Source organism: Ensifer sp. ENS08 (assembly GCF_014852195.1).
GTDB lineage: Bacteria > Pseudomonadota > Alphaproteobacteria > Rhizobiales > Rhizobiaceae > Ensifer > Ensifer adhaerens.
In genome coordinates this window covers 232,024-249,094 of sequence record NZ_JACVBF010000006.1, presented here as the reverse complement: position 1 = coordinate 249,094, position 17,071 = coordinate 232,024, and the positions used below count along the sequence as shown (strand labels likewise).

The 17,071-nt window shown below is 63.5% G+C and carries 15 protein-coding genes; 9 read left to right on the top strand and 6 right to left on the bottom strand.

Features of this window, described 5'->3' with window-relative positions:
- Window positions 1-220: 220 nt before the first annotated feature.
- A complete protein-coding gene (locus IB272_RS16505) occupies window positions 221-622 on the bottom strand; it encodes a cytochrome c family protein (RefSeq protein ID WP_082566328.1) in 402 nt (133 codons plus the stop codon).
- Between the two features lie 77 nt (window positions 623-699).
- The gene (locus IB272_RS16500) at window positions 700-1,287 is read right to left on the bottom strand and encodes a thymidine kinase (RefSeq protein ID WP_034788924.1); all 588 of its coding nucleotides are present in this window, start codon (window positions 1,285-1,287) and stop codon (window positions 700-702) included.
- A gap of 249 nt (window positions 1,288-1,536) precedes the next feature.
- Here IB272_RS16500 and IB272_RS16495 point away from each other — a divergent pair, with 249 nt between their 5' ends.
- From IB272_RS16495 to IB272_RS16470, 6 genes are all read left to right on the top strand, one after another.
- Complete coding sequence (locus IB272_RS16495) at window positions 1,537-2,493, top strand: choline ABC transporter substrate-binding protein (protein ID WP_034788927.1); 957 nt, start codon at window positions 1,537-1,539, stop codon at window positions 2,491-2,493.
- A gap of 82 nt (window positions 2,494-2,575) precedes the next feature.
- On the top strand, window positions 2,576-3,421 hold the full coding sequence (gene choW / locus IB272_RS16490; RefSeq protein ID WP_034788930.1) for a choline ABC transporter permease subunit: 846 nt from the start codon (window positions 2,576-2,578) through the stop codon (window positions 3,419-3,421).
- Window positions 3,418-4,467 (top strand): choline ABC transporter ATP-binding protein, encoded by a 1,050-nt coding sequence (gene choV, locus IB272_RS16485; RefSeq protein WP_034788932.1) that lies wholly within the window; start codon window positions 3,418-3,420, stop codon window positions 4,465-4,467. Before choW ends, choV begins: the two co-directional genes overlap by 4 nt.
- A gap of 93 nt (window positions 4,468-4,560) precedes the next feature.
- On the top strand, window positions 4,561-5,304 hold the full coding sequence (locus IB272_RS16480) for a HugZ family protein (protein WP_060518950.1): 744 nt from the start codon (window positions 4,561-4,563) through the stop codon (window positions 5,302-5,304).
- Between the two features lie 119 nt (window positions 5,305-5,423).
- Window positions 5,424-5,768, top strand: a complete 345-nt coding sequence (locus IB272_RS16475) for a metalloregulator ArsR/SmtB family transcription factor (RefSeq protein ID WP_034788940.1) — start codon at window positions 5,424-5,426, stop codon at window positions 5,766-5,768.
- Between the two features lie 190 nt (window positions 5,769-5,958).
- On the top strand, window positions 5,959-6,996 hold the full coding sequence (locus IB272_RS16470) for a Gfo/Idh/MocA family oxidoreductase (protein ID WP_060581712.1): 1,038 nt from the start codon (window positions 5,959-5,961) through the stop codon (window positions 6,994-6,996).
- Window positions 6,997-7,040: 44 nt separating this feature from the next.
- On the opposite strand, the gene IB272_RS16465 is transcribed toward IB272_RS16470, so the two are convergent.
- Together IB272_RS16465 and IB272_RS16460 are read right to left on the bottom strand one after the other, a co-directional pair.
- A complete protein-coding gene (locus IB272_RS16465) occupies window positions 7,041-8,129 on the bottom strand; it encodes a Gfo/Idh/MocA family oxidoreductase (RefSeq protein WP_060581796.1) in 1,089 nt (362 codons plus the stop codon).
- Window positions 8,130-8,189: 60 nt separating this feature from the next.
- On the bottom strand, window positions 8,190-10,442 hold the full coding sequence (locus IB272_RS16460) for a glycoside hydrolase family 9 protein (protein ID WP_060581711.1): 2,253 nt from the start codon (window positions 10,440-10,442) through the stop codon (window positions 8,190-8,192).
- A gap of 264 nt (window positions 10,443-10,706) precedes the next feature.
- On the opposite strand from IB272_RS16460, the gene IB272_RS16455 reads away from it, so the two are divergent.
- Together IB272_RS16455 and ade are read left to right on the top strand one after the other, a co-directional pair.
- Window positions 10,707-12,032, top strand: coding sequence for an aspartate aminotransferase family protein (locus IB272_RS16455; RefSeq protein WP_060581709.1), 1,326 nt, complete (start codon window positions 10,707-10,709; stop codon window positions 12,030-12,032).
- A gap of 133 nt (window positions 12,033-12,165) precedes the next feature.
- The gene (ade, locus tag IB272_RS16450; protein ID WP_192444568.1) at window positions 12,166-13,863 is read left to right on the top strand and encodes an adenine deaminase; all 1,698 of its coding nucleotides are present in this window, start codon (window positions 12,166-12,168) and stop codon (window positions 13,861-13,863) included.
- A gap of 13 nt (window positions 13,864-13,876) precedes the next feature.
- Here ade and aac(6') read toward each other — a convergent pair whose 3' ends face one another.
- Window positions 13,877-14,341, bottom strand: a complete 465-nt coding sequence (gene aac(6') / locus IB272_RS16445; RefSeq protein ID WP_051659141.1) for an aminoglycoside 6'-N-acetyltransferase — start codon at window positions 14,339-14,341, stop codon at window positions 13,877-13,879.
- Entirely contained in the window at window positions 14,341-15,972 is a 1,632-nt protein-coding gene (locus IB272_RS16440; RefSeq protein WP_060581706.1) for an alpha-glucosidase family protein, read from the bottom strand. Before IB272_RS16440 ends, aac(6') begins: the two co-directional genes overlap by 1 nt.
- A gap of 174 nt (window positions 15,973-16,146) precedes the next feature.
- On the opposite strand from IB272_RS16440, the gene IB272_RS16435 reads away from it, so the two are divergent.
- Entirely contained in the window at window positions 16,147-17,064 is a 918-nt protein-coding gene (locus IB272_RS16435) for a sugar kinase (RefSeq protein WP_060581704.1), read from the top strand.
- The last annotated feature ends 7 nt before the right edge of the window (window positions 17,065-17,071 follow it).

Sequence of the window (17,071 nt, the reverse complement as noted above, 5' to 3'; positions counted from 1 at the left end):
TCCTGCCCCTCGGTCCACCGCGGCGATATCCGCCAGCCCGGCTGAATTATTCAGCCTTCGATTGCAGTTATATAAAGGGTGTTTACCGAAAGAGAACAAGCCTTTCCCGGCAGCTTTTTGATCAGCCACCACAGCGAAGTGCTTGAGATATCGACGGCATTGCCGCGCGTAGGTCCAGGAAAGATGGGAAACGGCTTTCCGTCCGGGGTTTGCGTCGTCCCTATTTGGCAGCCGGCGACGCCTTCAAATAGGCAATCACGTCGGCGATGTCCTGCGGCTTCTTCAGACCGGCAAAAGCCATCTTGGTGGCACCGACCATTGCCTTGGGGCTCAGCAGGTATTCGCTCAACGTCGCTTCGTCCCAGACGCGACCCTCAGCGCCAAAGGCCTTCATTGCATCGGAGTAGTTGTAGTCGGCGACGGATGCGGCCGGGCGTCCGACGACACCCATGAGGCTTGGGCCGACGCGGTTTGTCGGCTCGCTTGCCGTGTGACAGGCCGCGCATTTGCGAAAGACGGCAGCGCCAGCCGTAGCGTCGCCGCCGGCATGGGCGACCGTTGCGCCAAGACAGAGCGTGCCAAGACAGAGCGTGATGGAAAGGCTGGTGACGAGACGCAACATCGAAGACCCCTGGCGTGCGATAGAGGCGAAGAATGGCATCGCGCGCGTGGCGGTTTCAAGCCGCCACGACGCCGCACTCACTCGCAGCGCATCAGGTCGTCCCAATGGCGCCGGCAATAGGAGACATATTTCTCGTTGCCGCCAACCTCGACCTGGGCGCCCTCGCGTGCGACCTTGCCCTCACCGTCCAGGCGCACGACCATCGTCGCCTTGCGGCCGCAATGGCAGATGGTGCGCACTTCGCGCAGCTCGTCGGCAATCGCCAGCAGCGCCATCGAGCCCGGAAACAGCTTGCCCTGGAAATCCGTACGCAGACCATAGGCCATGACCGGAATGCCGATGCGGTCGGCGACGCGGGCGAGCTGCCAGACCTGCCCCTCATTGAGGAACTGCGCCTCGTCGACGAAGATGCAGGCGATCTCGCCTTCGCCATCCGAGTGCAACCGATCGATCAGCCCATAGAGATCGTCGTCGCCGTGAAAGGGAATGGCGTCCGCACCAAGACCAATGCGGGAGGAAATGCGGCCGACGCCGCCCCGGTCGTCATGGGCGGCGATCAGCATCACCACGCGCATGCCGCGCTCCTGGTAGTTGTAGGAGGCTTGCAGGAGCATCGTGCTCTTGCCCGCATTCATCGTCGCATAGCTGAAATAGAGTTTGGCCATAGTCACCGCGTCCGGTTTTTCCGTTTTTTGGGTAATGACGAGGCTTGGCCGGGAAGGCCAGAGCCCGTTTGCAGCACCCACAGTTTTTCGGCGGACTAGACTATTTCGTGGACATTGCGACATCGAGCGTCGCATCGTGCACCCCGCCAGCATATTGACGCAATACACTTCCTCCGACATCAAAGCGCTTGAATTCGCTATCCAATGGTGTTTGGCTAAAACAATAATCGAGGCAGGGGAACGACAACGATGAAAAAACGACTCTCTCTCAAACTGATACTGGCAGGCGCCGTTTCGGTCGTCGCCATCACCGCTCAGCAGGCTGCAGCTGCCGAGCCGGAAAGCTGTGGCACCGTCCGTTTCTCCGACGTCGGATGGACGGATATCACCGCGACCACTGCCACCGTTTCCACCGTTCTAAAGGGCCTCGGCTACCAGACCGACATCAAGGTTCTCTCGGTTCCGGTCACCTACACCTCGCTCAAGAACAAGGACATCGACGTCTTCCTCGGCAACTGGATGCCGACCCAGGAAAACGATGTTCGTCCCTTCCTCGACGACAAGTCGGTCGAATCCTTCGGGCCGAACCTGGTCGGTGCCAAGTACACGCTGGCGACCAACGCCAAGGGCGCCGAGCTCGGCATCAAGGACTTCAAGGATATCGCCACCAAGAAGACCGAACTCGACGGCAAGATCTACGGCATCGAGCCGGGTAATGACGGCAACCGCCTGATCATCGACATGGTCGACAAGGATACCTTCGGCCTCAAGGGCTTCGAAGTGGTCGAATCCTCCGAGCAGGGCATGCTGGCGCAGGTCGCCCGTGCCGAAAAGGACGGCGCGCCGGTCGTCTTCCTCGGCTGGGAACCGCATCCGATGAACGCCAACTTCAAGCTGACCTACCTTTCGGGTGGCGATGACATCTTCGGCGCCAATTTCGGCGGCGCGGAAGTCTTCACCAATGTGCGTGCCGGCTACACCACCGAGTGCCCCAACGTCGGCAAGCTTTTGACCAACCTCAAGTTCTCGCTCCAGATGGAAAACGAGATCATGGGCAAGATCCTGAACGACGGCCAGGAGCCGGACAAGGCGGCCGAGGAATGGCTGAAGGCCAACCCGACTGCCGTCGACCCGTGGCTCGCCGGCGTGACCGCCAAGGATGGCGGCGACGGCTTGGCCGCAGTCAAGGCCGCGCTCGGCCTCTGATCGGCATCAAGGCGGGGAATGACCCCGCCTTTTTTCACCGCGTCATGCGCTCCTTTTTGACCTGACGAGACGGATTACCTTCGTGGAATATCTGACCGATAACCGCATCCCCATCGGCGGCTGGGCCAAGGCATTCGTCGACTGGCTGACGACGAATTTCGATTTCTTCTTCGACCAGCTCGCCCGCTTCCTTCAGGCCGTCGCCGACTCGCTGCTCTGGGTGCTTTATGCCCCGCACCCGCTGATCGTCGTCGCCGTCATCACCGGGCTCGCCTGGTGGTTCCGCCGTTCGATCGGCATAACGCTGTTCACCGGCCTGGGCCTGCTCCTGATTATCAACCAGGGCTACTGGAAGGAAACGACGGAAACCCTGGCGCTTGTGCTCGCTGCCACCGCCGTGAGCATGGCCGTCGGCGTGCCGCTCGGCATCGCAGCCGCCCGTCGCCCATGGGTCTACGCCGTCATGCGGCCGATCCTTGACCTCATGCAGACGATCCCGACCTTCGTCTATCTGATCCCGGCGCTGATCCTCTTCGGCCTCGGCATGGTTCCGGGTCTAATCGCGACCGTGATCTTCGCCATTCCCGCACCGATCCGGCTGACGCGCCTCGGCATCATCTCGACGCCGCCGTCGCTGGTGGAAGCCGCACAGGCCTTCGGCGCGACGCCCGGCCAGGTATTGCGCAAGGTGGAGCTGCCCTTTGCCATGCCGCAGATCATGGCTGGCCTCACCCAGACCATCATGCTGTCGCTGTCGATGGTGGTCATCGCCGCGCTCGTCGGCGCCAGCGGCCTCGGCGTTCCGGTCGTGAGAGCCTTGAACACGGTCAACATCGCCAAGGGCTTCGAAGCTGGCCTTTGCATCGTCATCCTGGCGATCATTCTCGACCGCCTTTTCCGCTCGTCCGACGAAGGAGAAGGCGCATGACCAACGCCGTCGTTTTCAAGAATGTCGACATCATCTTCGGCAACAACCCTCAAGTCGCGCTGCAGATGGTCGACCAGGGCAAGACCCGCGACGAGATCGGCGCCGAAACCGGCCTCGTGCTCGGCGTCGCCGGCGCCTCGCTCGAAATCACCGAGGGCGAGATCCTCGTGCTGATGGGGCTTTCGGGCTCCGGCAAGTCGACGCTGCTTCGCGCGGTCAACGGCCTTGCCCCGGTCGTGCGGGGCGACGTCGAGGTGAAGACAGCAAATGGTGCGCTCAATCCCTATCGAACCAATCCGAAGTCGCTGCGCGACTTCCGCATGCACACGGTCTCGATGGTGTTTCAGCAGTTCGCGCTTCTGCCCTGGCGCACCGTCGCCGACAATGTCGGCTTCGGGCTTGAGCTTGCCGGCATGCCGGACGCCGAACGCAAGGCGCGCGTCGGCGAACAGCTCGAACTCGTCAATCTCTCGAAATGGGCGGGTCGCAAGGTCAACGAGCTTTCAGGCGGCATGCAGCAGCGCGTCGGGCTTGCCCGCGCCTTTGCGACCGGTGCACCGATCCTGTTGATGGACGAGCCGTTCTCGGCCCTCGACCCCTTGATCCGCACCCGCCTGCAGGACGAGTTGCTGGAGTTCCAGCGGCGGCTGAAGAAGACCATCATCTTCGTCAGCCACGATCTCGACGAGGCCTTCCGCATCGGCAACCGCATCGCCATCATGGAGGGCGGGCGCATCATCCAGTGCGGCACGCCGCAAGATATCGTCAAGAACCCGGCCAACCAGTATGTCGCCGATTTCGTCCAGCACATGAACCCGATCACCATGCTGACGGCGAAAGACGTGATGCAGACCGGCGTCCAGCGCGGAGTGACTGTTGCCGGCGTGACCGCGACGGCCAAGCCCACGACACCGCTCGTCGACATCCTCGACGCCATGTCCCGCCAGCCGGGCAGCATCGGGGTCGTCGACAACGGTTCCGTGGTCGGTACGATCGACGCCCAGGATATCGTCCAGGGACTGACGCGCCACCGCAACAAAAGTTGACGAAGCCGCTCAACAAGCCAATAAAAGCCCGGAGCGTCGTTCCGGGCTTTTTTCGTCCCGGCAACGACCGCATGGCAGGAAAAGGGAAAGACCATGAGCGACAAGCCGAACGTTCTGCGCGACACCGATAACGAAGCCCGCACGCTGGCCCGCACGCTTCTGCGGGGCGCGCGCAGCGCATCGCTTGCGGCGATCGAGCCGGAGAGCGGCGGCTTCCCCTTCGTCAGCCGCGTGCTCGTCGGCATGGATGTCGACGGGGTGCCTGTCATCCTGATCTCGAAACTGTCGACACACACGCAGGCGCTGCTGGCCGACGCCAGGGCCTCGCTCCTGACCGGCGAGCCTGGCAAGGGCGACCCCCTCGCCCATCCTCGCCTGACCGTGCAATGCACCGCCGAACAGGTTGCGCGCGACAGCGAAGCACATATCCGCATCCGCGAGCGATTCGTCCGCCGCCACCCCAAGTCGAAACTCTACGTCGATTTTCCCGATTTCGGCTTCTTCCGGCTGTCGCCGCTGCGTGCCAGTCTCAACGGCGGCTTCGGCCGCGCCTATGTTTTGACCGCCGAAGACCTTCTGATCGACACGCCTGCCATCGCCTCGCTCGCCGCGATGGAGGCGAACGCGATCGATCACATGAATACGGATCATTCTGACGCAGTTCAGCGCTATGCGGTGAAGCTCTGCAAGGCACCGGAAGGCAACTGGAAAGTCGTGGGTATCGACGCCGCGGGGCTCGATCTTGCAGATGGCGATCAGCTAAAACGCCTTGAGTTCCCGACACCTATCGAAGATAGTTCCAATTTACGGGCAATTTTGCGTGAACTTAACGGTTAATCGCTGGAGAGCTACCCCCATTTCTTGCAGTAGGTGGTTGCCCTTTTATGCATCACGACTAATTATCTTGCTTCGTCAACCATAACTACGTGTGATGTAATTTTCGCATGGAGCACGCAATGCAGCCACTTTCGCCTGAAAAACACGATGAAGCCGAGGTAGCAGCCGGTTTCCTCTCGGCCATGGCAAATCCTAAGCGCCTCCTCATCCTCGATTCCCTCGTGAAGGAAGAGATGGCAGTCGGCGCATTGGCCAACAAGGTTGGGCTGAGCCAGTCGGCTCTCTCCCAGCATCTTTCTAAGCTCCGTGCTCAGAATCTCGTCAGCACCCGTCGCGATGCGCAGACGATTTACTATTCGAGCTCATCCGACGCGGTCATGCGGATTCTAGGCACGCTCAATCAAATCTACGGTGACGACCAGAGCGCCACTGCAGAAAAGACTCCGGTCCGTAAATCGGCCTGATATTCGGTCCGCATCTGCGGACCCGTTCGAACAGCCCCACACGAGAAATCGCGCGGGGCTTATTCTTTGGCGGATAGTCTTCCCAGTTTGCACGCGAAAGGTGCCGGCGCTTGCTGGCATTTACCGAGCCTTGAGACTTCCGGGGCACGATGCGCCGCGACAGAATCAGCCGGAAAGCGGACATCGGGATATGCGTGACAAGGTCCGCTGGGGCATCGCCGGAACCGGCACGATCGCAAACAGTCTTGCCTCGGACTTCCGCTTCGCAACCCATGCGAGCCTCGTCGCCGTCTCGTCCCGCAGCGCGCAGAAGGCCGAGAGCTTCGCTGGGCGTTTCGGCGGCATCCGCGGCTATCAGGGCATCGAGGCACTGGCGGCCTCTCCCGATATCGACGCGATCTACGTCGCCTCACCCAATGCTGAGCACCTTCAACAGGCCACCCTCGCCTTGGCCACCGGCAAAGCCGTGCTCGTCGAAAAGCCGCTGACGACGTCGTCGTCCGACGCGCGCACGCTTGCAAACGCCGCTGCCGCCGGCAGCACCTTCGCCATGGAAGCGTTGTGGACCTGTTTCCTTCCGGCGATTTCCAGGGGTCGCGAACTGCTCACGGCCGGAACGCTCGGCGCGATCCGCCATGTCCGGGCGGACCTCGCCTACGAGAAACCGTTCGATGCCGGCAGCCGGTTCTTCGATCCGGTGCTCGGCGGCGGGTCGATGCTCGACCTCGGCATTTATCCGATCGCCCTTTGCCTCAATCTGTTCGGGCACCCCGGGTCCGTCGATGGCACATGGAAGCGCGCGCCGACCGGCGTCGACAGTTCAGCCAAGATCAAGCTGGCCTATGACGGCTTTGACGCTGAACTGGGCTGCGGCTTCGATCGGAACGGGCACAATCGCTTCGTTATCGAGGGCGAGCGCGGCACGCTGGTCATCGACACACCGTTTCTGAAGGCAAGCCGCCTCTTCGTTTCCACCGGCGGCGCGGCGCGCAAGCTACTGGCTTTCAACGGAAAAACGGCCTACCGGCTGGCCCGGCATATCCCCCTGCCCGGCCTTACCCGCCACGATCATCACTTCCCGGGGAGCGGCCTGCAATTCGAGATCGAGGCGGCAAGCGCGGCGATTATCGATGGCCGCAGCGAACATCCGTTGATGCCGCTATCGGCCAGCATAAAGGCCCTGGAAATCATCGAGACGGTCCGCTCAAGGACACCTGAGGTAGGCTAGTTCTACCTCGAAACGGAACGCAAAACGTGGCCGACGCTGCGCCTCTAGAGGTCGAGCGGACGGTAGTCCCGCCAGCCGCCGTTGAGCGCCAACACCACCTCCGTCAGATGTCGCGCCGTCGCGCCGGAGAAAAACGGTGTTTCGCCGCCTTTGAGCGCGTGCGCCTGCACTGCAATGCCGCGCACGAAATCGATCTGCGACGGAAAGGCCGGAAGCGCACTTGCCGATGGCGCCGTCGGATAGCGCATCTTGGTTCCGGGATAGAGCCGAAGCGGAAGCTTGCGACCGAGTTTCCACTCCAGCCAGTCGAGCCCGCGATGCAGGAGCGGCCGCTTCGCCCCGAAGATCTCCAGATGGATCGGCGAGCGATCGTCCCAGAGATCGCGAACGGCGATCATGCCCTTTTCGCCGATGATCGTCAGCGAGCGGTCGCGCGGCGCCGCCAGGCCGCAGGTGACCCGCGCCGTCAGGCCGGAGCGGAACGTCAGGCAACCCACGGAAAAATCGGGCCCGAGCGCCAGCGTCTCGGTTCCCGGCCCCTTGTCCGGAAAGGTCAGCGCCGAGACGGCACTGACTTCGGCGACCGGGCCGAAGAGCGAGACAAGCCAGCTTGCTGCATAACCCGCATGTTCGAGCGTGCAGCCGACCTCGAACTCATGCACGCCCGGCCAGCGGGCGCCCGAGCGGCTGCGCCAGGCGCGCCAGTTGGCCTTGAACACCGGGCCATCTTCCATCTCGGCATAGACAAGCCGCGGCGTGCCAATGGCACCGTCCGCAAGCAGACGGGCGCAGAGCGCCTGCGCGTCGCTGAGCCCATTGGCCGGTGCACCGGCCAGAACAAGCCCCTTGGCCCTTGCCAGGTCGACGAGTTCGCTCGCCTGCTCCACCGTCATCGCCAGGGGCTTTTCGCAATAGACGTGCTTTCCGGCCGAAAGCGCCCGGCAATTTACGGTATAGTGGCTCTCCGGCGTCGTCAGATTGACGACGATCGACACCGCGGGATCGGCAAGCACGGCGTCGAGCGAGGCATAGGGCGAAACCTTCCAGTAGCGTGCGAACGCGTCGAGGCGCTCGGCATCGCGGTCCCAGACGCCGGTGAGCCGCAGCTCCGGATGGTTGGCAAGCGTCGTCATGTAATAGTCGGCGACGAAGCCGGTTCCGACAAAGGCAATCCCGGTCACGCTTTCAGTCTCCTATCGCGCGTCGGCCAGGAACGACGCGACGTAAACGAGCGGCGCATTCCAGTTGATGGCGATTTCGTTGGACCCATAGGCTTCGATATCGTCGACATAGCAGGTTTGCGGCGCGCAACCGCGCAGCCGCTCCCTGGCGATGTCGTCGACAAAGGTCGAGTTCGGACCGCCGGCAAGCGAACCGACGGGCGGATTTGGCAGCTGCGGATCGCGCTGACGGGCATACCAGCGGCTGTGCTGGTTCTGCGGCGAGCGGCTGCCATAGCCGGTTATGTAGGAAAGCCCCATCGCATTGCGCCCGAGGATGTAGTCCATGCCCTCGCGCGCGCCGTCGAGAAAGACACTGTCGCCGGAGAGATCATAGGCGGCCGACAGCACGACGATGTTCTGCAGCATCAACTGGTTCGATCCCCAGTCGTAGCGGCGCTCGTTCGGCCGGTAGACGATACCGAATGGCTCCGCCTGTTGCAGCGACAGCAGGTGCTGAGCGCTCGTGAGCACCGAATTGCGGATCGTTTCCTGATCGACCGCCGGCAGCGCCCTGCCATAAAGGGCGAGTTGCAGCCGCGCGAAGCCGGCAACGTCGCGCCAGTTGAAAGCGCCGCCGGGCGAAAACACATCCGCCTCCCAGAGCGGCGAGGCCCGCAGGGTCTTGAGATATTCGCCGTTGCCGGTCGTCAGATAAAGCTCGGTCGCCGCCCAGAAAAGCTCGTCGGAAATGCTGTCGTCGTCGTAGTCGCCGCCGCCGCCGAACCCATCGGACTTGGGGGCAAGGAGCGCCGGATTGGCATTCGCCGCCACCCACGCCTTGCGCGCCGCCGAAAGCAGCCGCGCAGAAAATGTCGGGTTATGCTCGGCAAAGAGCCTCGCGCCCTGGGCAGCCACCGCCGCAACATCGAGCGTCGCCGCGGTCGAGGGGCGGTAAAGCGCGCGCGGCTGCGGGTCGTCGCCCGGCAGCATCGGTGCGGCGGTCCAGGCCGTATCGTGGATCTTGTGGTGCACCATGCCGGCGAGCGGTTCTCCATCCGGGACCATCATCCGCAGCAGGAACTCCAGCTCCCAGCGCGCCTCGTCGAGAATATCCGGAAGGCCATTGCCGTTTTCCGGAATGCGCGACAGCCCGTCGCGCATCACCGCCGATTTGGGCGCAAACGTCAGGCCGCGTTCGTAGGCGGCGAGCAGTTGCGCAGCAGCCAGCGCTCCGGTCACCGCATATTTGCCGTGGTCGCCCGCATCATACCAGCCGCCGGTCACGTCCAGTTGGTAGGAACAGGACCAGCCGCCGTAGAGCGCCTCGGCCTGCGCGCCGCCAAGGCACGGAACCGTCTTGTCGCCCTGGTTCGGCGCGACGCCGACATGGCCGGCCGATCGGGCATAGGCCTTGCCGGCGATCGCCCCCTTAATCTCGATCCCGCTTCTTTGCGGGTAGAACCAGGATAGCGCATCGACCCGCAACCGCGTGTAGAGATCCTCGCCGATCGAAAAGCGGTCGCTTGCCCAGTCGCCGGACACCAGTCGATAGCCGTCGCCCGGCGTCTTGAACGCCGAGAAGTCCGCAACCTGCGTCTCGACCCCGGCCGTCGGATCGAAACCGTGGGGCTGCGTCTTGCCCTTGCCGACGATCCTGTCCGCAGAATCCAACAGTCGAAAATCGATGGGTTGTTTCGCATCGGCGACGAAGGTCGCCCGCTTCGGGCCATCCGTCAGGTAGCCGAGCTGGTTGACGCGAATGGCCGGCCCTTCGGCCGCCCGCCGCGCCGCCGGCGAGGAAGCCCCGGTCGCCACCAGCGAGACGTCGTCGAGGCAGACACGGCCGCTCTCGCCGCTGCCAAGCGGAAAAACGAGCTGCGCTTCGTCCGGCTCCTGCCCCGCGAACTCCGCCGAAAAAAGGCTGCCCTCCGGCGTGCCTTCCATCGTGAATTCGTCCACCATGGTCCAGGGATCGGCGGCGCGCTGCACCCTTGCCTGGACGCTGCGCGCCGGCTCGGCGATCACCCTCATCGACAAACGGTAGATGCGACCGGGCTCGAGCTTCAAGCCATTGGTGCCGATGAGTTGGCTCCAGGCTTCACCGCCCCGTGCAGCCTCGACGCAAAGCCGGCCGTTCTCGCGCGCGAACGCCAGCCCGTCGCTCGCCCAGAACGTGTCCTGTCTTTTGTCAAAGTGGCCGTCAGCAATCAGTTCGGCGCCCCTTGCCAGGCCCGGCAGGAAGAGCGCGGCAATCGCCGCGTGTGCTATCCCGAACCTCGACACGTTTCCAACTCCGAACTCGCCGGCCACTCAAAAGGCGCCACGGAGCCGACAAGCCATGGCAGCAGAGCGTTGCCGCAAACAAGTTAAGCTTGAGAAAAGATCCGGCGGCGCGGCGAAATTTCGCTGTCGCCAAGATCCGTCGCGACCTGTCTGGCGGACCGGTGCGAGGCTTGACGCGCCTCGGCGCCCTGATAGTTTGACCAAAGGGTAAAAATTTGGGCGGCAGCACCGCCCGGACGACAAGAGAGACCGAGGAGAACTGGAATGTCGAACCGCCTTAACACGCCGAACGACCTGCGTGCTTTCTGGATGCCGTTCACTGCGAACCGGCAGTTCAAGAAGGAACCGCGCCTCTTCGTCGGCGCCAAGGACATGCACTACACGACCCATGACGGCCGCACGGTACTGGACGGCACGGCGGGTCTGTGGTGCGTCAACGCCGGCCATTGTCGCCCGAAGATCACCGAGGCGATCCGTGAGCAGGCGGGCGAGCTCGACTATGCGCCGGCCTTCCAGCTCGGCCACCCCAAGGCCTTCGAACTGGCAAACCGCCTGGTCGACATCGCGCCCGAGGGCATGAACCACGTTCTCTACACCAACTCTGGCTCGGAATCGGTAGAAACCGCGCTGAAGGTGGCACTCGCCTATCACCGCGCCAAGGGCGACGGCTCGCGCTTCCGCCTGATTGGTCGCGAGCGCGGCTATCACGGCGTCAACTTCGGCGGCATTTCGGTCGGCGGCATCGTCTCCAACCGCAAGATGTTCGGCACGCTTCTGACCGGCGTCGACCATATGCCGCACACCCACTTGCCGGCCCAGAATGGCTTCACCCGCGGCGAGCCGGAGCATGGCGGCGATATCGCGACCGAACTCGAGCGGATCGTTACGCTGCATGACGCCTCCACCATCGCAGCCGTCATCGTCGAACCGGTGGCCGGCTCCACCGGCGTGCTGATCCCGCCGAAGGGCTACCTGCAGAAACTGCGCGAGATCTGCACCAAGCACGGCATCCTGCTGATTTTCGATGAAGTCATCACCGGTTTCGGCCGCCTCGGCACGCCGTTTGCCGCGCAGTATTTCGACGTGAAGCCGGATATCATTACGACCGCAAAGGGGCTCACCAACGGCGTCATCCCGATGGGTGCGGTCTTCGTCACCTCCGAGATCCATGATGCCTTCATGAATGGCCCGGAGCACATGATAGAGTTCTTCCACGGCTACACCTATTCGGGCAACCCGATCGCCTCGGCCGCCGCCCTCGGCACGCTCGATACCTACAAGGAAGAGGGCCTCTTGACCCGCGCCGCCGAGTTGGCACCCTATTGGGAAGAGGGCCTGCACTCGCTGAAGGACTGCCCGCATGTCATCGACATCCGCAATCTCGGCCTGATCGGCGCGATCGAGCTGCAGCCGATCGCCGGCGAGCCGACGAAGCGCGCTTTCTCCGCCTTCCTCAAGGCCTATGAGAGCGGCCTCTTGATCCGCACAACCGGCGACATCATTGCGCTGTCACCGCCGCTGATCATCAGCAAGGCAGAAATCGACGAGCTGTTCGGCAAGCTGCGCGCCGTTCTCAACAGCAATATCTAAGCAGGCCTCGTCGAGACCGTCAGAACCCTTTCCCCGGCAACGGGGGAAGGGTTACTCTTATCCGCAACAATGAAACCAAGCGTCGTCCCGCCGAGAGAGCATCCGGGGCGCGTATAAGAAATGGAGTTGCCTCATGTCCGAAGCGCTGGAACGCTATATCGATCAGGGCGTTGGACGCGAGCCGGCTGACATCGTCTTGAAGGGCGGGCAGTTCTTCGATCTCGTCACTGGCGAACTGGTCGCCTCCGACATCGCGATCTCCGGCGACCGCATCGTCGGCACCTTCGGCAGCTACGAGGGGCGCGAGGAAATCGACATCACGGGCCGCATCGTCGTGCCCGGATTCATCGACACCCATCTGCACATCGAATCCTCGCTGGTCACGCCGCACGAGTTCGACCGCTGCGTCCTGCCGCTCGGCATCACCACCGTCGTCTGCGATCCGCACGAGATCGCCAACGTGCTCGGCACCGAGGGCATCGAGTATTTCCTGGATTCGGCACTCGAAACGATCATGGACATCCGCGTCCAGCTCTCCTCCTGCGTGCCGGCGACGCATCTGGAAACGTCGGGCGCCGACCTGCCGATCGAACGTCTCCTGCCCTTCCGCCACCATCCGAAAGTCATTGGCCTTGCCGAGTTCATGAACTTTCCGGGTGTTGTGCACAAGGACCCGGTCTGCCTGGCCAAGCTCGATGCCTTCCAGGGCGCCCATATCGACGGCCACGCACCGCTGCTTTCAGGCAAGGACCTGAACGGCTATCTCGCAGCCGGTATCCGCACCGATCATGAATGCACCAGCGCTGAAGAAGCCATGGAGAAGATCCGCAAGGGCATGCACATCCTCGTGCGAGAGGGCTCGGTCTCCAAGGACCTGCATGCGCTGATGCCCATCATCACCGAGCGGCTGTCGCCGCACCTGGCGCTCTGCACCGACGACCGCAACCCGCTCGACATCGCCGAGCAGGGCCACCTCGATCATATGATCCGCACGGCGATATCCGCCGGCGTCGAGCCGCTGGCGATCTACCGCGCCGCCTCGATTTCGGCCGCCCGCGCCTTCGGACTGCGCGACCGGGGCCTGGTCGCGCCCGGCTGGCGCGCCGATCTCGTGGTCATCGACAACCTGGAAAACTGCAAGGCCGAAACGGTGTTCTCCGGTGGCCGACGCGTCACCGACGCGCTCTTTGCCACCCGCAAGCCGGTCGCCCCCGTCGGGCTCGACAGCGTCAAGGCCGGCCAAGTCCATGCCAGCGCCTTCGGCATTCCGGTCGCAGACGGCGACACCTCGGTCATCGGCGTTCTGCCCGGCAAGATCATCACCGAGCACCGCCGCTACCGCCTGCCGGCGGTCGGCAACCAGACCGGCGTCGATCTCGGCCGCGACATCATCAAGGTCGCCGTCATCGAACGCCACGGCGTCAACGGCAACCATGCCAATGGCTTCGTGCAGGGGTTCGGGCTGAAGAAAGGCGCGATCGCCTCGACCGTCGGCCATGACAGCCACAACATCTGCATCGTCGGCGTCAACGACGAGGACATGGCGATCGCCGCCAACCGGCTCGGCGAGATCAAGGGCGGTTTCGTCGTCGTCGAGGACGGCCAGGTGACCGGCGAGATCGCGCTTCCGGTCGCAGGCCTGATGAGCCTCGAGCCCTATGAGAGCGTGCGCGATACGCTGCACGACCTGCGCCACGCCGCCTTCGCGCTCGGCGCAACGCTGGAGGAGCCGTTCCTGCAGCTCGCCTTCCTGCCGCTGCCGGTCATCCCGCATCTGAAGATCTCGGATCGCGGGCTGGTCGATGTCGACAAGTTCATGCTGATCGGGTGATTGGCGGCGGCACTCAGTTGTCGGCCACGGCGGGCGCCAGTTCCTTGCGGAAATAGACGACGCGCTCCGTCTCCTCAAAGCCAAGCGCCATGTGCAGGCTTTGGCTCCTCAGATTGTCGGTCGCCGTGTCGGAGGCGAGTTCCTGGCAGCCCCGGCTTGTCGCCCAGCGTTCGACCGCGGTGATCAGGGCGCGCGCCACGCCGCGACGGCGGTAGGCGGGCAAGACGTAAATGCCTTCGAGGAAGCCGACGGGCGAGGTCTCGCAGCCGTTAACGTAATCGTGGCGGATCGACGCTTCAGCGAAACCGGCAGCGACGCCGGCTTCGTCCTCGCAAAGGAACGAAGCGTAGCGGTCGCCCTCCGCGAGACTGGATTCGACTTCGGCGCGATGATCCGCCGCCGGTGTATCCGGCCAGAGCGCCAGACGCATCTCGACCCAGCGGCCGATGGTTTCGCCATCCATCAACAATACGCGCATCAGAACTTCCCTGAGAAGGCCGACAGTCCGGCAACCCTGATGCTACCGGCTTCAAGCCGTGCCGGATATCCGGGCAATTCCAGGGGCTCAACCGCCGACGGCGCCAGAAACTCCAGCGGTTCCCGGGTGAGATTGAAGACGAAGAGCAGCCGGTCGCCGTCTTTCTCGCGAACAAAGGCCAGGAGATCGCTGTTCGTGTCGAGGAACCGCATCGTGCCATCGCTGAGCGCAGGCTGCGATCGGCGGAAGGCGAGCGTCGCGCGATAGTGATCGAGCACCGTGTCCCCGGTCTGCTGGGCGTCGACCGAAAGCCGCCGATGGTCCTCGGGCACCGGCAGCCACGGCTTGCCGGCGGTAAAGCCGGCATTGGCCGCCGCGTGCTCCCAAACCATCGGTGTGCGGCATCCGTCGCGGCCCTTATAGGAGGGCCAGAAACGGATGCCATATGGATCGCGCAGATCCTCGAAAGCAAGCTCCGCCTCCGGCAGCCCCAGTTCCTCGCCCTGATAAAGGCAGATCGAGCCGCGCAGGCTGGAAAGCAGTGTGATCGCCAGCCGCGCCACCCTCTCCCGCTCCGCTTCATTGCGGGCAAAGCGGCTGACATGGCGCGTCACGTCGTGGTTGGAAAAGGCCCAGCAGACCCAGCCATCGGTCACCGCCTCCTGGAAGTTTTCGACACAGCGGCGGATATGGGTCGCGGTAAAGTCCGGCCCCAGGAGGTCAAAGGTATAGCACATGTTGAGCTTGTCGCCGCCGCTGGTATAGGCGGCCACGGTCTTCAGCGAGCGGGCGCCGTCGCCCACCTCGCCGACGGTCATGCGGCCTTCGTAGCGATCAAGCAATGCCCGGAACCGCGCGAGGAAGGCGATGTTTTCCGGCTGGCTCTTGTCGTGGAGATGGTCCTGCATGCCGTAGGGGTTCACGTCGGGCGCATCGTTGCTGGTGGCATCCGGATCCGGCACGAGCGGCGGGTTGTCCCGCAGGAGCTTGTCGTGGAAGTAGAAGTTCACCGTATCGAGACGGAAGCCGTCGACGCCTCGCTCGAGCCAGAAGCGGGCAGCATCGAGCACTGCGTCCTGAACTTCGGGATTGTGGAAGTTGAGGTCCGGCTGCGAGCCTAAGAAGTTGTGCATGTAATACTGCTTGCGCACACCGTCCCATTCCCAGGCCGGTCCGCCGAAGATCGACAGCCAGTTGTTGGGCGCCGTGCCGTCCGGCTTAGGATCGGCCCAGACATACCAGTCCCCCTTCCCGTTTGTTCGGCTGGAGCGGCTCTCGACAAACCAGGGATGGCGATCGGCGGTGTGGGAGATCACCTGGTCGATGATCACTTTCAGGCCAAGACGATAGGCCTCGCCAAGCATCTCGTCGAAATCGGCGAGTGTTCCGAACATCGGATCGACGTCGCAGTAATCCGAAACGTCGTAGCCCATGTCGGCCTGCGGCGAGGTGAAGAACGGCGACAGCCAGATCGCATCGACGCCGAGCGAGGCGATGTGCGGCAGCCTGCGGGTGACACCCTTGAGATCGCCGATGCCGTCGTCGTCGGTATCCTGGAACGAGCGCGGATAGACCTGATAGATCACCGCACCGCGCCACCAATCGTCACCCGATACCTGCCGAGACGCCATGTAAGCCCCCTGAAGACGGTCTGTCGCGCAAAGGTGTAGCGTTGCCCGGCGCCGGAGTAAACGCCATTCACCGCCACGCGCGGATCGCCACCAAACAGCCGGAAACTATCTCTTGCCGAGAACGATCGAGACCCTTATCCCGTCTCAGACGAAATCTTGTGAGGAGGAAAGTCGTTGGCCGGAAAGATGCTTGCGATCGGAGAGTGCATGGTCGAGCTCATGCAGGCGGAAGGCGGGCTCTTGCGCAAAGGCTATGCCGGCGACACGTTCAACGCCGCCTATTATGCGCGGCTCTTCATGCCTGCTGATTGGACCGTCGCCTATTGCTCCGCCGTCGGCACCGACACGGTTTCCGACGAGATGCTGGCCTTCATGGCGGAAAAAGCGATCGACACCTCGGCCGTCCGTCGCATCGAGAACCGCTCGGCAGGCCTCTATATGATCCATCTGAAGGACGGCGAGCGCAGCTTCTCCTACTGGCGCTCGCACTCGGCTGCCAAGCTGCTTGCCGACGACGCCGAGCACCTCAGACGCGCAATCGAAGCCTCCGACCTCATCCTCTTCTCCGGCATCACGCTGGCGATCCTTGCGCCCGATGCCGTAGAAACGCTGCTGTCGGAACTGCGCCGCGCCAAGGCTGCCGGCAAGACGGTGGTCTTCGACCCGAACATTCGCCCGCGTCTCTGGGACGATGCCGAGCGCATGCGCCGCACGCTGACCGACGGTGCCCGCGCCGCGACCCTGGTGATGCCGAGCTTCGACGACGAGATGACCCATTTCGGCGATGCATCGATCGACGCGACGATTGCCCGTTACAAGAGCCTGGGCGCCACCAACCTTGTCGTCAAGGATGGCGAGAAGGGTGTGACGCTCGCCTTCGGCGATGCCCCGGTTGAGCATGTGCCGGCGACCCCGGTCGAGCGCGTCGTCGATACGACCAGTGCCGGCGACAGCTTCAACGGCGCCTTCGTCTCCCGCCTGGTGGCGGGCGACAAGCCAGCCCAGGCCGCCGCCTTTGCGGCAAGCGTCGCTGCCGGTGTCATCGGCCATCACGGCGCGCTCGTGGCGCGGGAGAAGCTGCCTGCCGCGTGAGCGGCGG

Excerpts from the sequence above, each read along its gene's own strand:
- IB272_RS16505 (WP_082566328.1), bottom strand. The coding sequence starts at position 622 with ATGTTGCGTCTCGTCACCAGCCTTTCCATCACGCTCTGTCTTGGCACG.
- IB272_RS16495 (WP_034788927.1), top strand. The coding sequence starts at position 1,537 with ATGAAAAAACGACTCTCTCTCAAACTGATACTGGCAGGCGCCGTTTCG.
- IB272_RS16455 (WP_060581709.1), top strand. The coding sequence starts at position 10,707 with ATGTCGAACCGCCTTAACACGCCGAACGACCTGCGTGCTTTCTGGATG.
- IB272_RS16440 (WP_060581706.1), bottom strand. The coding sequence starts at position 15,972 with ATGGCGTCTCGGCAGGTATCGGGTGACGATTGGTGGCGCGGTGCGGTG.
- ade (WP_192444568.1), top strand. The coding sequence starts at position 12,166 with ATGTCCGAAGCGCTGGAACGCTATATCGATCAGGGCGTTGGACGCGAG.
- IB272_RS16500 (WP_034788924.1), bottom strand. The coding sequence starts at position 1,287 with ATGGCCAAACTCTATTTCAGCTATGCGACGATGAATGCGGGCAAGAGC.
- choV (WP_034788932.1), top strand. The coding sequence starts at position 3,418 with ATGACCAACGCCGTCGTTTTCAAGAATGTCGACATCATCTTCGGCAAC.
- IB272_RS16480 (WP_060518950.1), top strand. The coding sequence starts at position 4,561 with ATGAGCGACAAGCCGAACGTTCTGCGCGACACCGATAACGAAGCCCGC.
- IB272_RS16470 (WP_060581712.1), top strand. The coding sequence starts at position 5,959 with ATGCGTGACAAGGTCCGCTGGGGCATCGCCGGAACCGGCACGATCGCA.
- IB272_RS16475 (WP_034788940.1), top strand. The coding sequence starts at position 5,424 with ATGCAGCCACTTTCGCCTGAAAAACACGATGAAGCCGAGGTAGCAGCC.
- IB272_RS16465 (WP_060581796.1), bottom strand. The coding sequence starts at position 8,129 with ATGACGACGCTTGCCAACCATCCGGAGCTGCGGCTCACCGGCGTCTGG.